Raw genomic sequence first — 14,424 nt, forward strand, 5'->3', positions numbered from 1 at the left:
CGATCTTATAAATCAATTAATTAAATTTATTATTTTTCTAGTGCTTGCTTTAGTATTGCATGAGCTTCATCTGCTTTAGACATTTTCGCATACTCTAAAGCCGTATATCCATTTGAAGATTTAGTATTTAATTTTGCTCCTTCTTTAATTAGGAGCTTTAATATTTTAACTTGATTATAACGTGCTGCGTACATAATTGGGGTCAATCCAAGCGATTTTCTATTGATATTAGTTCCATTCTTTATAAAAGCCTTTACGCTTTCATAATTTCCTGACCTAATCATTTTACAAAATGTACTAGGACCTTTAAGGTCTGCTTTATATGATTCATAAATTTCACTTTTATTTGTTGAGGCATTTACTGATGTAAATGAAACTAAAATGATAAAGGTGGTTAATACAATTCTTTTCATGGTTGTAATTTTAATTTTATAATATATCTAAAAGACTCTTCACTTTTTAAAATGTTACATATTAAACAATTAGTTAACAATTATTTAGCATGAATTAACATTTTCGAATACGCATCCTTTATTTTTATAGTTACCCCTTATTTAACTATTATCAAAAGTGAACTCTTAGCTTATCCTAAAAACTTAAGAGTTAACACCATAAAAATTTCATTTTAGAAAAAACAATTATCAAGTTTCTAACTTACCAAAAGCAAAAAAACAAATAAACACCTGTAAATAAGGGTTTTATTTTTTATTTTTTAATATATTTAACAGAACTTATGTTTTTCGGCTACTCTTTTAGATGCATATAACATTTGAACATAGCTATTTTAGTATTAGCTCTTATTCAGGAAACAAAAAGCTGCCATAAAAAACTAAGGAAGAAATATTTATAATTCAACATGAAAATTGTTAGTACATAAAGAACTTAATAATAACTTATAAAAATAAAAAAATGAATGCATTAGCTACGCAAATACCTTGGTGCTGGATAATTCCCATAATAGTTGGAGTTATATGCGCTTTTTTGGGTTATCTTTTAGGAAGATTATTTAAAAGCGATAATTCTGGTGACAAACGCGAATTAGATGAATTAACTTCAAAACTAAAATCTTGCGAAAGCCAAAAAAACTTTCTAAAATCAGAGTTAGAAGCACAAAAAACAAAAAGTTTTGAATTAGAAAAAGGATTATCGTCTAAAAACAATAATATTACCAAAGTGTCTGTTAAAGAAAAAAGCTTTGATTCAGCATTAGCTAAAACTGTATTTGGAAAAAAAATAAAGCATAATGATCTAAAAATAATTGAAGGAATTGGGCCTAAAATTGAAGGTTTATTTCACCAGTTTAATATCAAAACATGGAAAGATCTTTCAGAAACTTCAATAGAAAAATGCCAAGAAGTATTAAATAGCGGTGGCGATCGGTATAGAATACATAAACCCGGAACATGGCCCAAACAGGCCAAACTAGCTTACGATGGAAAATGGAAAGAACTTCTTGAATGGCAAGATAAACTAGATGGCGGAAAAATCTGACCAAAATCATTAAAATATCAATAGTAAAACCTTACACCTGTAAGGTTTTTTTTATCTATATTAAAATTCAATCTTTGATTATCATTTTTAAATTATTTTTGATCCTAACTAAATTTTATTAGATGAAAATCATTGATCTATCAAAACCCATAAAAAACAACAAACAAGATCCTTGGTTTATGAAGGTAAAAATTAAGCATAAACCGCATAAAAAAGCAAAATGGTTGATTCGTTTTTTAGGACTCCCTTTTAAATTATTTCCCAAAGGATTTTCTGGCTGGGCTGACGACACCATTCAAAAAATGGGTGTTCACTCTACTACGCATATTGATGCCCCATGGCATTACTCACCTACAACAAATGGAAAAAAATCAAAAACTATAGATGAAATTCCTTTGGAATGGTGCTTTGGAGAAGGCATTGTTATTGACATGAAGCACAAGCCTGATTTTGAAGTAATTACAGTTAAGGATATCAAAACATACCTATCAAAAAACAAACTGGCATTAAGAGAAAACATGATTGTTTTAATAAAAACTGGTCGTGATAAGTTTAATGGAACAAAGGACTTTCATAAAAAAGGGACAGGAATGAGTGCAGAAGCAACAGAATGGTTAATTGATCAAGGAATCAAAATAATGGGTATTGATGCTTGGGGATGGGATTTACCTCTTCCCTACCTAATTAAAAAAGCGAAAGAAACCAATGATCCAGAGTTATTCTGGGAGGCTCATTTGGTTGGAAAAAATAAGGAGTATTGTCACATGGAACAATTAGTAAATCTTGATGCATTACCTCTATCAGGATTTAAAGTTGCTGTTTTTCCTTTAAAAATTGTTGGTGCTTCAGCTGCACCTGCAAGAGTAGTTGCCATGCTTGATTAAATATTTAAAAACAGCTATCCTACTTGTCTTTTAGGCCATCGAAAAAAGAAATCGATTAATAAACATAAATAGTAACCAACAATCGACATCGTTAAAATTTTAATATTATTGCGGTTCATAAAGTTTCTTATTTCTAAAACTAAACTTGAAAAGAAGTATAATTTTAATACGGTAAATAATCTCTAAAGCTAGTTTTTAATTATATTTTACCTTACGAATAACTCGTAAAACTTCTTTGTATTCTATATATGTCTTTTTTCTCTCCAAGCTACGGATATAAGTTTTAACTTTTTTTAATTTTTCAGCAGCTTCTGAAAAGCCATTTATATAACAGATAAGATAAGATGTAGGTATTTTGAGAAGATCTTCACGCTCCATTGCTGATAAAGGTATTTTTTTTTCTATTTTAGAAACAAGCGAGTTATTACTATTATAAATATGATGCAATGCCTTTCTGTCAAATTGGGGAGGTTTAAACAAAAATTCTGTAGCAATATCATGTCGTCCATTTTCCTTGAAATTAATAATCGTTTTCTCTAAAGGATAATACTTATACTCCTTATCAATACCAAGTAATATATATTCGGTAATGATAAAACAGTTTTCATTAAACGAAATTTTCACCTCATCTAAATCTGAATAAAACAACCTAACTTGCTCGTTAATCAACTCTATATCCACCCTCGAAAAATATTCTTCTCCGTTAACTAAGGATTTTTTACCAGCCCAACACAAAACAAATTGTTCACTAAAAACCTTATATTGTGGGTTATACTCTTTCTTATGTCGATTATAAAAGTCAAAGACCCCATTTAAAGTAAGCTCTATATTATTTCTTGCATGTTTTTCAATAGCTTCCACAATAGGCTTATTAGTATTTGTTAAAATTAATTCATCTTCAACAGGTAAAGAATTACTACCTACTCTATAAAAAATAGTGTTTTTGGGGTACTTCCAAGCTGTTTTTGATAATGAGGTAACCTCCTTATTTGGAAAAATAGTAACTAATCCAATTACCTTATAACGAGGCAATCTCGGAAAATGAACATTTTCATAACTAATTTTGGGTGGGTTGACAAGATATGCATTGACTAAGTTTTGAATCTTGCTATCATCAAAAAAATCAACTCCAATAATTTTATTTTCCTCATCCTGTACACCTATTACTATATAGGAATTATTATCAGGATTCGAATTTGATAACGCACAAACATGTTTCACAAACTTTGCTTTACCTTCTCTTGATTGTAGAGATAGCTTTTGTTTCTTATCATAAAAGCTATTCTCATCATTTTTTGAAAGTAAACTTTTTATTAAAAGCCTTTTATTAATCATATTAGGGTAATTTATATCCTTGACTCTCTACAAATAAAGCGAACTGATTATCTTTTTTTATTTCAATTATAAAGCTATAAATCATAACAGATTATTTATTTGGACTTGATCGTCTTTATAATAAGCATAAACAGTTGATATGTAAATTTTTCAATATTTACTATACACTCTTAAAAATGTACCCAATAAAATTATTAAATACTTTCGACTTAACTTCTATATTATACTGAATACTAGATCACTTAGACACTAATTGAGTTTTTACTTAAATATACTATATTTCTTTATACCTTTCTGAAGTAACCTCTTTACAAGACAGCCATTACCAGTATTAATGTAATCAATGAGAGTAAAGCCACCCCTAAACAAAACCTAATTAAACCACTTATTTTTAAGTTATTACAACTTTTAATCCGCTATTTCTAAAAAACACACCCTTCATAACGTTGAAACATTTATCCATTTTTATTCAAAATTGTAGCGCTAGCTTGCGCCGTTGGATATACAATTAAATCTTCAATATTAACGTGGTAAGGTCTCGTAACAACAAAGTGAATTATGTCTGCTATATCTTCTGGTTGAAGTGCTTTGTAACCCTGGTATACACCTTTAGCTCTATCTTTATCTCCTTTAAATCGAACTTCTGAAAATTCAGTTTCAACTAACCCTGGATGGATTGCTCCTACACGAATATTATGCTGGTTCAAATCAATTCTCATCCCTTTATTCAAGGCATCTACAGCATATTTTGAAGCACAATATACATTACCATTTGGATAAACTTCTTTACTTGCAATAGACCCTATATTAAGAATGAAACCCTGTTTTTGTTTTATCATTTCAGGAATAATCATCTTTGTTACATATAATAGACCCTTTACATTCCCATCAATCATAGCGTCCCAATCATCAAGACTTCCTTCTTGAATTGGACTTAATCCATGGGCATTTCCTGCATTGTTTATCAAAATATCGATGGGTTTAAAATCGTCAGGCAAGGTCTCAAAAGCTTTTTGAACCTCACTTTGATAGCGTACATCAAACAAAAGTGTTTGTACTTCTGAATAATTGCTTAACTCCTCTTTCAGTAATTCTAGACGCTTAGCACGTCTTCCACAAATGACTAAATTAATACCACTTTTAGCAAATAATCTCGCGGTAGCTTCGCCTATTCCAGAAGTTGCTCCGGTTATAAAAGCTGTTTTTCTCATTATTATAAATATCTATTTTAGTTTTAAAAAACCAATATATGAAACTATCTAGATTCATTAAAATGCTGATTTAAAGAGGAATTTAATAAAAAATATATATATTTTATCAAATCAAATATTAAAAAAAGAAAAACCGCCCCCTTTGGGACGGTTTTTCAATTGGCTATTGAATTATAACCAACCAAAAATCAACTAACCAAACTTTATTGTAAATTTCTTCTTTCTATTGTTTTTCTTTCTATTTTAGATCTTTTCCTTCCGTTACTTTTCGAAATAGTATTTGAACTCGTTTTAGATGTGCGATTGCCATTATTTCTAAGATGCCTTATGAAACCTCTTCCTGCAAAAGTATATGTCGTTTCTGAATTTATGTGATACAAGGCTACGGTCTCTGAGTTTATAACGCGCAATTCAAATACCTCAGTATCGCCCTCTTCATAATTAAGTGTTAAAATTTTAAGGTTATCAGTATCTCTTACATTTGCCACTTCATAAAGCCCAACAAAATCCCAAGCAATACGGTCAATATTGATGCCAAATGGATCTTGAGATGAATAAAATGTTACATCATCTTGAGGTGTAAACTGTAAATAATGCTCTCTATCAAAGGCATTTGGGACTCCACCTTCAGAATCAATTCTTTCCCAAGCCACATATTCTTGTAAAAAGTACTCTATATTATCATAAAATAATTTATCATAATCAAACCTGTCTCTTTGGTAGCCGACTAAGTAATAACTAACATTTTGAGATAAATAATCAATTCTTATTTCATTACTAGACAATTGAATTACTTCAAAATCATAATTTCCATCCAAACTATGTTGCGTCTCTAAAACTGTATTGAATACTCCATACCTGCCTACTTGTAGACCAAATCCATCTCCTGTCATTCCTACATCAACAATATTATTATTCGCATACATCCTTCCATTAAAAAAGGACAAGGTAAATGCCTTTGAAACAAACGGCACATCCCCATTACCCTCTGTTCTATGATAATCTACATACCATAAATCGTAACTAGAAATTAATTCATTAAGTGAAATACCACCTTCAACAGGAATATCAGTAACTATTCGATCTTCACTAACAAAAACACATGAGCTTAAAACTCCTACTGCTATCAATAATGTAAATAGTAATTTAAAACGATTCATAAACATCCATTTTGTGGTTCAATTTGATAATTTCAAATTACGTGCCAAAAAATTAGTTATTTAAGATAATTACGAAAAAAAGTAACTCACAGCATAATAAAAAAGAGCTATCTACAATTGTAGACAGCTCTTTTTTTATCTTTTTAAGATGTATTATTAGAAATTATAATTAACTCCTAAACCAAAAACTTCTCTGGTTTGAAAACCTTCAAAAGCGTTATCATCATAAATTGCTTGTAATGCTAAGTTCGCTGATAAGTATTTATTGATTTTCATAATCACATTCATCGTGTAATCAATATCAATATTTTTAGCTTCCTCGATATAATTACTATATAAGTTTAGTATGTTTTCGATCGATACATTTTCCATTATATTAAACTTGTAATAACCATTGATAGAAGCACCAATCTCATAACGCGTTGACTCTCCTAAATCAACTCCAAATGCTGGAGCTAAATCAGAACTCAGTACTATTAGTTTCGAAGTAGCTGGAGCAATATTCACTTTTAAGTTATCTGATTTTTTCCACAACATACCTGGTCCAAACTGAAAATACGCTGGAGAAAAAAAATGAGATAATTGTACACCACCTACATCTGTTGAAGACATTTGAGTTTTAAAATTAAAAAATGCAGAATAGTACCAGTTTTCAGTAGCTTTCTTACCAACTACAGAATTAAATTCAAGACGGTCATCTGTTTTTTGAGTTTGTTCTGAATCTAACTTCGTTAACCCGTAAGATGCTATAATTTTATTATCCCAAGTCCAATCACCCTTAGCATAATTAAAATCATAGTTTAATCCTAACGTTCCTGATATATTATCGGTTCCTCCAGCTAACCAATTGTTAAATGCGGATTGGTTAAATAGAAAAGTAACAACACCGCTTTTTTTCCATCCTTCTTTTTTTTCTTCTGTCGCCTCTTGGCCTTTAACGGTCATTGCCGTTAATAAAATTGTAATAGCTAATAATTTTTTCATATTAATATCCTTTTTGATTTTTAGACACACAAATCTAACTGTTTTCATTAGCTTAAGACAACGTTATTTTGAAAAAGTCACCTTTTTATGAAAAGATAATTCAATCTTAAATCAACTATTATTTTCTTTCTATAGTAATTACTGTTCTTTTAAACGTATCCTTATAAGGATCAAGTTTCCTTAAGTAATGAAGTTTAGTATGTAATGATCATCGGTTTATTCGATAATATGGTTACATCCAATAAAAAGGGTAAAACTATGAAGAAAGTTTATCTAAAAAATCTTTTATTGATTAGTATTTTACTTTATCGAAGTTTGGACTCTTAAAAAGTAAACAAAAAATTAGACCTAAAAATTTTTTAATATGCTAAAATTAGCGCTGATTCAATTTATAAAAACTAAGTTATAATTACTTTAGTTACCCATAATCCATTGTTATACCTCTTTATTTTCTTTTAAACAAAGGTACCGTAGAACAAGCTTCGCCAAACATAATGTTTTTTGCTACTGGTTGAATCTTTTGAATTAAAAAAGTATATGCTGAAGGAGGTATCGCCTGGTTAGCGCACCCCTTAATAATTACAGGCTTATCTCTCAGATTTTCAATAGTTAAATTAGCTATAATTTCGTTAAAGATGATCGTTTCTAAAAGTTCTAAATCACCAACCACCACTTTCTTAACATAAGGAGTTAACATGGTTGCCAAGAGCAAGTACGACCAAGATGGAATTATAGCATCAGAACTACAAGTAAGGCTCACATAACAGTTTTTATATTGACTCCAATCATGATCTTTAACACAGGTCCTAAATTCCTTTTCTCTAAGAATAAGACCTTCATAAAGCCAATCTTTAATATCAAAAACAATTCTTTTCCCTTTTGGATAAAGGTCATCTAAATCAATCGTTTGAAGCGGGCTTTTCGCAACCCTATTTATGATTTCATCACTCATTTCTATAAAAGTCCTAATTCAAGCTTAGCCTCTTCACTCATCATTTCCTGTGTCCAGGTCGGATCAAATGTAATCTCTACCTCGCAATTATTAATTTCTTTTAATGTTTTTACTTTCTCTTCTACCTCAACTGGCAATGTCTCAGCTACAGGGCAGTTAGGAGAAGTAAGCGTCATCAATATTTTCGCATCATTTTCTTCCGACACAAAAACATCATAGATCAACCCTAATTCATAAATATCGACTGGAATTTCAGGATCAAAAATAGTTTTTAAAACACGTACTATTTTATCTCCCAACTCTTCAAGTTTATCTTCTGTCATGACTAAAATATTATTTTGCTAATTTGGCTTGTTGAGCCAAAGCATATAATTTAATTTGTTTTACCATTGATACCAACCCATTTGCTCTTGTTGGACTTAAATGTTCTTTTAAACCAATTTCATTGATAAATTCTGTATCTGCTTCTAAAATATCTTTGGGCGATTGTTCTGAAAAAACTCGCAATAAAAGTGCCACAATTCCTTTTGTTAAAATGGCATCGCTGTCCGCAGAAAATTGAACCCTGTCTTGATTTAACTCAGAATGTAACCATACTTTAGATTGACAACCTTTAATTAAGTTTTCATCCAATTTGTATGATTCATTGATTAACGGTAATGATCTCCCTAACTCAATTATATATTCATATCGCTCCATCCAATCTTCAAACATAGAGAACTCATCAATAATTTCTTGTTGTATTTCTTTGATAGTCATTTTTTAGAACTATTTTTGCACAGTCAAAATAATTTTGTTTCAAAGAGCAAAATTACGACAAAAAAAGGCATTTTTATGCTTTATATTAATAAAGTAAACCGAAATATTAATTTTTGTAAGGTATTCATAAGAATACAGACAAAGTATAACAAAGATCTATCAAATAGGTAATATTGAGTTGATCAAACAACGTATTTTTATTTAAAATATTTTTGATAAAAACGACCTATTTGAATAAAGACGCGCAATTAACACTATGAGTAAACTATTAGCTGTTGGTACAGTAGCTTTTGATGCCATTGAAACTCCTTTTGGTAAAACAGATAAAATTTTAGGGGGGTCTGGAACTTTTGTGGGTTTGGCTGCCTCGCAATTTGGAGTCACTACGGGAGTGGTTTCTGTGGTTGGTGGAGATTTCCCTCAATCATACTTAGATATGATGCAAAGTAAAGGGATTAACACAGATGGTATTGAAATTGTAAAAGATGGTAAAACATTTTTTTGGAGTGGAAAATATCATAATGATATGAACTCTCGAGACACCCTAGTAACTGAATTAAATGTTTTAGAACACTTTAAACCTATTGTTCCTCAAGAATTTAAAGATGCTGAAATCGTGATGTTAGGAAACCTTCATCCTTTAACACAAGCTTCTGTTCTTGACCAGATGAGTAAACGCCCAAAACTGGTCGTTTTGGATACGATGAACTTTTGGATGGATATCGCTTTAAATGACTTACACGAGGTTTTAAAACGTGTTGATGTAATAACTATTAACGACGAAGAGGCTAGACAACTAAGTGGTGAATATTCGTTAGTAAACGCAGCTAAAAAAATTCATGAGATGGGACCTAAGTTTGTTGTTATCAAAAAAGGAGAACACGGAGCCATTTTGTTTAACGAAGGAAAAATGTTCTATGCACCAGCTTTACCTTTAGCTGAGGTATTTGATCCAACAGGTGCTGGAGATACATTTGCTGGTGGTTTTTGTGGTTACCTAACAAAAACAGAAGACATATCATTTGAAAACATGAAAAATGCTATAATCTACGGATCAAACTTAGCCTCTTTTTGTGTTGAAAAATTTGGAACTGAACGAATGGAAAAGCTAACAAAAAAAGAAGTGCTGCATCGTTTGCAAGCATTTAAAGAGTTAACACAATTTGATATCGAACTATCATAAAATGAATCCGCGGGTTAACTGCGGATTTTTTTATTTAAAAAATATAAGAAAACACAACTAAACACTTTTTAAATAATGAGTGATGCTATTAAACATGAATGTGGGATTGCTTTAGTGCGATTATTAAAACCCCTAGAATACTACAAAGAAAAATATGGTACTGCTTTTTACGGTGTAAATAAAATGTACTTATTAATGGAAAAGCAGCACAATCGTGGGCAAGACGGTGCTGGAATTGCTAGTATTAAATTTAATGTTGAACCTGGTACTAGATACATTAGCAGAATTCGTTCAAATAAAACCCAACCTATTCAAGATATATTTGGACAAATAAATGAACGAATTAATGGTATTTTTGAAAAAAACCCTGATAAAACTGACGATATTCAATGGCAAGAGGAAAACATGCCATATATTGGAAATCTTTTCCTTGGTCATGTTCGTTATGGAACTTTTGGAGGGAATAGTATTGAAAATGTACATCCTTTTTTGCGTCAGAGTAACTGGCGTCATCAAAGTTTGATAGTAGCAGGAAACTTTAATATGACAAACTCTAGTCAGTTAATGAAAGAACTAATAGAGCTAGGGCAACATCCAAAAGAATCTACTGATACTGTAACTGTGATGGAAAAGATAGGTCATTTCTTAGAAGATGAGGTGGCTGACACATATATTGAAGCAAAAAAAGCCGGGCTTAATAAAAAAGACTCTTCCCCTTTTATTGAAGAGAACTTAGATTTGCAACGTATTTTAAAAAGATCATCAAAAAACTGGGATGGTGGATATGCTATGGCTGGCTTGCTAGGACATGGAGATGCTTTTGTATTTAGAGATCCTTCTGCAATTCGTCCTGCATTTTACTATCAAGATGACGAAGTTGTTGTAGTGGCTTCTGAGCGTCCTGTTATCCAAACTGTGTTTAATGTAAATATCGACACTATTAAAGAAATTGAAAGAGGACATGCTTTAATTATTAAAAAAAGTGGTAAGACAACCATGGCTCCAATTTTAGAGCAAAAGCCAAAGAAATCGTGTTCTTTTGAAAGAATTTACTTTTCTAGAGGCAGTGATGCTTCCATTTATACTGAACGAAAAAATCTTGGTAAATATGTTTTTCCAGACGTATTGAAGTCTATAAATCAAGACATTAAAAACACTGTTTTTTCTTATATTCCCAATACTGCTGAAACATCATTTTTTGGAATGATGGAAGCTGCTGAGGATGTTTTAAACAAACAAAAAACAGATGCTATTTTAGCTGGAGCAGGAAAACTTTCAAAAGAAAAAGTAACCGAGATTTTATCAGCAAGGCCTCGTTTTGAAAAAATAGCCATTAAAGACGCCAAGTTAAGAACCTTTATTACAGATGATAGTAGTAGAGATGATCTAGTTGCTCATGTTTATGATGTTACTTATGGCGTAGTTAAACCTTCAGACAACTTAGTAATTATAGATGATAGTATCGTTAGAGGAACTACTTTAAAAAAGAGTATTATTAAGATACTGGATAGACTAGCACCGAAGAAGATCGTTATTGTATCCTCTGCTCCACAAATACGGTACCCTGATTGTTATGGTATTGACATGGCTAAAATTGGTGATTTTATTGCCTTTAAAGCAGCTTTAGAGCTTCTTAAAGAAACGAATCAATATCATATAGTTTATGATGTTTATCAGAAATGTATTGATCAAAAAAACAATGATGATAATGCTATTATAAATTACGTGAAAGAAATTTATGCTCCCTTCACAGATGAACAAATATCAGGTAAAATTGCCGAAATGTTAAAAACTCCAGAAATCAAATCAGAAGTAGAGGTTATATATCAATCAGTCAATGGATTGCATAAAGCCTGTCCAGATAATTTAGGAGACTGGTACTTTACAGGAGATTATCCAACAAACGGTGGCCATAGAGTCGTGAACCAGGCATTTATTAATTTTTACGAAGGAAATGACAAAAGAGCTTATTAGTTCGTGCTCCTTTATAAACTGTAATCCTTAAATTTTGGATTACTAAAAAATATTAAAGCAACATCTTTAAAAAAGATGTTGCTTTTTAATTAGCAATTTTTGTTATTTAATAATACTGAATCGCAAAAAATACTAACTCTTGTTTTATACAAACTATTCATTACTAGGTTATACTTTTTTAAGTTTTTACTATTAACTTATTTTAAGTTAATGAAAAAAATAACGCTTAATTGGTTTTAGACACTCTAAAACTACCATACCATTTCAAATGGAATTGACTCAGGCTACTTGTCAAAAAGCACAATAAAAACAAGAGTAATGACTTATATTATTTAAATAAATTGCAAAAAAATAGTGAACCTTTCGCCATTGATAGTATTAATTACAATATTATCAGAATAACTAAATATTCTTTTAAAAAAATAGCATAATATTTTTCCAGTAAATTAAGTAATTTCGCCCGTTCAAACCGAAAAAACTAATAAATGAAAAAAGTTTCTCCTGAATATTTTGAGCTTGTTACTGATATACTCACTAATTCCTTTCAGAAAAATAAATCCATAATAAACGTTACAAGAAATGGAAAAAACAAATTAAAAAGAATCAGAAACCTAATGAAATTCTTTTTAATCAATGCTTATTATAACGGCGATGTTTTTTTATCAGATAATAATAAAGCTTGTTTATTAATGCTAACCAACAAAAAGGAGAAAAAAAAGACTTTAAAAATCAATCTACTTTTTCTTTTTTGGAAATTAAACTTATTTTTTAATATACTCGGAATAAAGAATGTAAGAAATGTATTACAACGCGAAAAAGCTATAAACAAAAATCATCCCAATGAGGATTTTTTACATCTGTATTACGTAGGAGTTTACAACGATTATCAAGGGAATGGAATTGGTTCAAAAATTATTAAAGAAGCAATAAATTATTATCATAACTACAATATTGTTTACTTAGAAACTTCCGATGAAAGAAACTTAAACTTATACAAAAAATTAGGGTTTGATATCGTTAATGTTCACAAAGAACTTGAAATAACTCTTTATATATTGAAAAAGAAAATATAATGTTTGGAACCAACTTACATCCTTTGACATTTAGTCTTATTATCGCACAAATAATTGCACTTTTATTATCCCTCTTTTTTATTATTTCAAAAAAAAGTAAACTCGGATTCAAATACACCATATTATCAATTTTGTGTCTATTTTATAATATTTCCAATGGACTTATACCTAATAGAAGTTTTATTACAGATATTCGATCACAATATTATATAACTTTTGCAATCGGAATTTTGGCTTCCTGCTACTCTTTCTATTACATACATTATGCACATAATATTAAAATATTTAGTAAGGGTATGGTAAGAGGAATTATAACAGGATTCTGTGGTTGGTATATCGTTAGCTTTGTATGTTTATACTCCATCACAAATGATCTATCAATCTGCAGAATTATATTCTTTGTATATCCCATTGGAATATCATTCTACTGGTTCTATAAGTTTAGAATCTGGATGGTTAATTCAAGTTATAAAACTTGGAGTACTTATTTAAAAATGAAATCATATTCGGGGTTGATTGCTATTATAAGTTTGTTTACATTTCCCATTGTATTGATTGTTTTTGAAAACAACCAACCTCTGGAAAGAGGTATCTATAATATTGGGTATATTTCTTTAAGTTCATTCTTTTTTTATCAGACCTTATGGATAAAACGATACGGAAATAGAAAAGTAGATTTTAAGTTTTTGGATGAGCTAAATTTTAATCTTACCAAGAGGCAAAAAGAGATTATAATTGAGATCTATAAAAATCCTGAAAAATCATACACTGATCTCTCTGAAAAATTAAATATCTCTCGTAGTACATTTACAACTCATACTACTGCAATATATAAATCTTTAGGTGTTTCAAATAAATCGAAGAAAGGGTTAATAACTTTTTTAGATCTAAAAAGAGCTAATTTTTAAATACTCGGGATACCTAAACATATCTATCGGCATACCGATTTATTATTTTAACAAACTAATTTTCAGTAAGTTTTATTTTCGGCGTGCTTATTCAGTTAAGTAGGCATTCTATTAAATGAGTCAGTATGTAGATTATTACATACATTTGATACCGAAAACCAAAAGCTTTATGAAATGTAATATCAATATTTTAAAAACGCATTATCAAGTTCAATGGGGTTTTATAAGAACGATTAACAACTAAAAACGTATAAATCATTTGGTATGACTCATCACAGTCATTGATTATCGTAGGGGAAAATTGCTAGAAAAAATACGCCTCTTTATCTTAAAAACAATAAGTACATATTGCATGATTTACTATATTGTTTATACGCTGCTCTAATTAAAATATAAAGCTTTTTGGTAAAGAGGTGTTTTTTAAAAACATTCTTAATTAAAAATTAAAAAACGTATAATGTAATTTCCCTATTAATTTAGTGTCAACAATCGAAGACGTCCAATTATTAT

15 protein-coding genes are annotated in these 14,424 nt (G+C 30.0%); 7 read left to right on the plus strand and 8 right to left on the minus strand.

Annotation, left to right across the window (positions count from 1 at the left end; genetic code table 11):
* Positions 1–29: 29 nt before the first annotated feature.
* Positions 30–413 carry an ankyrin repeat domain-containing protein gene (locus tag AC2GW8_RS08480; protein ID WP_440879441.1) on the minus strand — a complete coding sequence of 128 codons (384 nt, stop codon included), beginning with the start codon at positions 411–413 and terminating at the stop codon, positions 30–32.
* Between the two features lie 496 nt (positions 414–909).
* Between AC2GW8_RS08480 and AC2GW8_RS08485 the strand changes: the two genes are divergently transcribed.
* Positions 910–1,491 carry a helix-hairpin-helix domain-containing protein gene (locus tag AC2GW8_RS08485; RefSeq protein ID WP_440879442.1) on the plus strand — a complete coding sequence of 194 codons (582 nt, stop codon included), beginning with the start codon at positions 910–912 and terminating at the stop codon, positions 1,489–1,491.
* A 122-nt stretch (positions 1,492–1,613) separates the two neighbouring features.
* Positions 1,614–2,375, plus strand: a complete 762-nt coding sequence (locus tag AC2GW8_RS08490) for a cyclase family protein (protein WP_440879443.1) — start codon at positions 1,614–1,616, stop codon at positions 2,373–2,375.
* A 195-nt stretch (positions 2,376–2,570) separates the two neighbouring features.
* Here the strand turns inward: AC2GW8_RS08490 and AC2GW8_RS08495 are convergent, their stop codons facing one another.
* The 7 genes from AC2GW8_RS08495 to AC2GW8_RS08525 all read right to left on the minus strand — a co-directional run bounded on the left by AC2GW8_RS08495 (position 2,571) and on the right by AC2GW8_RS08525 (position 8,776).
* Positions 2,571–3,710: an ATP-binding protein gene (locus tag AC2GW8_RS08495; RefSeq protein ID WP_440879444.1), complete on the minus strand. Its 1,140-nt coding sequence runs from the start codon at positions 3,708–3,710 to the stop codon at positions 2,571–2,573.
* 455 nt (positions 3,711–4,165) lie between these two features.
* On the minus strand, positions 4,166–4,921 hold the full coding sequence (locus AC2GW8_RS08500) for an SDR family NAD(P)-dependent oxidoreductase (RefSeq protein WP_440879445.1): 756 nt from the start codon (positions 4,919–4,921) through the stop codon (positions 4,166–4,168).
* Positions 4,922–5,124: 203 nt separating this feature from the next.
* Complete coding sequence (locus tag AC2GW8_RS08505; RefSeq protein WP_440879446.1) at positions 5,125–6,081, minus strand: hypothetical protein; 957 nt, start codon at positions 6,079–6,081, stop codon at positions 5,125–5,127.
* Positions 6,082–6,237: 156 nt separating this feature from the next.
* Positions 6,238–7,065 (minus strand): DUF3078 domain-containing protein, encoded by an 828-nt coding sequence (locus AC2GW8_RS08510; protein WP_440879447.1) that lies wholly within the window; start codon positions 7,063–7,065, stop codon positions 6,238–6,240.
* Between the two features lie 445 nt (positions 7,066–7,510).
* On the minus strand, positions 7,511–8,017 hold the full coding sequence (locus AC2GW8_RS08515) for a DUF2480 family protein (protein WP_440879448.1): 507 nt from the start codon (positions 8,015–8,017) through the stop codon (positions 7,511–7,513).
* Between the two features lie 2 nt (positions 8,018–8,019).
* Complete coding sequence (locus AC2GW8_RS08520; protein WP_440879449.1) at positions 8,020–8,340, minus strand: DUF59 domain-containing protein; 321 nt, start codon at positions 8,338–8,340, stop codon at positions 8,020–8,022.
* Positions 8,341–8,350: 10 nt separating this feature from the next.
* Complete coding sequence (locus AC2GW8_RS08525) at positions 8,351–8,776, minus strand: SufE family protein (RefSeq protein ID WP_440879450.1); 426 nt, start codon at positions 8,774–8,776, stop codon at positions 8,351–8,353.
* Between the two features lie 256 nt (positions 8,777–9,032).
* Here AC2GW8_RS08525 and AC2GW8_RS08530 point away from each other — a divergent pair, with 256 nt between their 5' ends.
* The 5 genes from AC2GW8_RS08530 (at position 9,033) to AC2GW8_RS08550 (ending at position 13,914) form a co-directional block, all read left to right on the plus strand.
* The gene (locus tag AC2GW8_RS08530; protein ID WP_440879451.1) at positions 9,033–9,959 is read left to right on the plus strand and encodes a PfkB family carbohydrate kinase; all 927 of its coding nucleotides are present in this window, start codon (positions 9,033–9,035) and stop codon (positions 9,957–9,959) included.
* A gap of 75 nt (positions 9,960–10,034) precedes the next feature.
* Positions 10,035–11,933, plus strand: a complete 1,899-nt coding sequence (locus AC2GW8_RS08535; protein ID WP_440879452.1) for an amidophosphoribosyltransferase — start codon at positions 10,035–10,037, stop codon at positions 11,931–11,933.
* A 485-nt stretch (positions 11,934–12,418) separates the two neighbouring features.
* A complete protein-coding gene (locus AC2GW8_RS08540) occupies positions 12,419–13,006 on the plus strand; it encodes a GNAT family N-acetyltransferase (RefSeq protein ID WP_440879453.1) in 588 nt (195 codons plus the stop codon).
* Positions 13,007–13,330: 324 nt separating this feature from the next.
* Positions 13,331–13,498: a hypothetical protein gene (locus AC2GW8_RS08545; protein WP_440879454.1), complete on the plus strand. Its 168-nt coding sequence runs from the start codon at positions 13,331–13,333 to the stop codon at positions 13,496–13,498.
* Positions 13,499–13,500: 2 nt separating this feature from the next.
* On the plus strand, positions 13,501–13,914 hold the full coding sequence (locus tag AC2GW8_RS08550; RefSeq protein WP_440879455.1) for a helix-turn-helix transcriptional regulator: 414 nt from the start codon (positions 13,501–13,503) through the stop codon (positions 13,912–13,914).
* Positions 13,915–14,424 lie beyond the last annotated feature (510 nt).

This window comes from Tenacibaculum profundi, from assembly GCF_057162725.1.

Bases quoted from the DNA above. Each gene is read 5' to 3' on its own strand.
- AC2GW8_RS08520 (WP_440879449.1), bottom strand. From the start codon at position 8,340: ATGACAGAAGATAAACTTGAAGAGTTGGGAGATAAAATAGTACGTGTT.
- AC2GW8_RS08515 (WP_440879448.1), bottom strand. From the start codon at position 8,017: ATGAGTGATGAAATCATAAATAGGGTTGCGAAAAGCCCGCTTCAAACG.
- AC2GW8_RS08530 (WP_440879451.1), top strand. From the start codon at position 9,033: ATGAGTAAACTATTAGCTGTTGGTACAGTAGCTTTTGATGCCATTGAA.
- AC2GW8_RS08485 (WP_440879442.1), top strand. From the start codon at position 910: ATGAATGCATTAGCTACGCAAATACCTTGGTGCTGGATAATTCCCATA.
- AC2GW8_RS08480 (WP_440879441.1), bottom strand. From the start codon at position 413: ATGAAAAGAATTGTATTAACCACCTTTATCATTTTAGTTTCATTTACA.
- AC2GW8_RS08550 (WP_440879455.1), top strand. From the start codon at position 13,501: ATGAAATCATATTCGGGGTTGATTGCTATTATAAGTTTGTTTACATTT.
- AC2GW8_RS08535 (WP_440879452.1), top strand. From the start codon at position 10,035: ATGAGTGATGCTATTAAACATGAATGTGGGATTGCTTTAGTGCGATTA.
- AC2GW8_RS08495 (WP_440879444.1), bottom strand. From the start codon at position 3,710: ATGATTAATAAAAGGCTTTTAATAAAAAGTTTACTTTCAAAAAATGAT.
- AC2GW8_RS08510 (WP_440879447.1), bottom strand. From the start codon at position 7,065: ATGAAAAAATTATTAGCTATTACAATTTTATTAACGGCAATGACCGTT.
- AC2GW8_RS08490 (WP_440879443.1), top strand. From the start codon at position 1,614: ATGAAAATCATTGATCTATCAAAACCCATAAAAAACAACAAACAAGAT.
- AC2GW8_RS08505 (WP_440879446.1), bottom strand. From the start codon at position 6,081: ATGAATCGTTTTAAATTACTATTTACATTATTGATAGCAGTAGGAGTT.
- AC2GW8_RS08540 (WP_440879453.1), top strand. From the start codon at position 12,419: ATGAAAAAAGTTTCTCCTGAATATTTTGAGCTTGTTACTGATATACTC.
- AC2GW8_RS08525 (WP_440879450.1), bottom strand. From the start codon at position 8,776: ATGACTATCAAAGAAATACAACAAGAAATTATTGATGAGTTCTCTATG.
- AC2GW8_RS08500 (WP_440879445.1), bottom strand. From the start codon at position 4,921: ATGAGAAAAACAGCTTTTATAACCGGAGCAACTTCTGGAATAGGCGAA.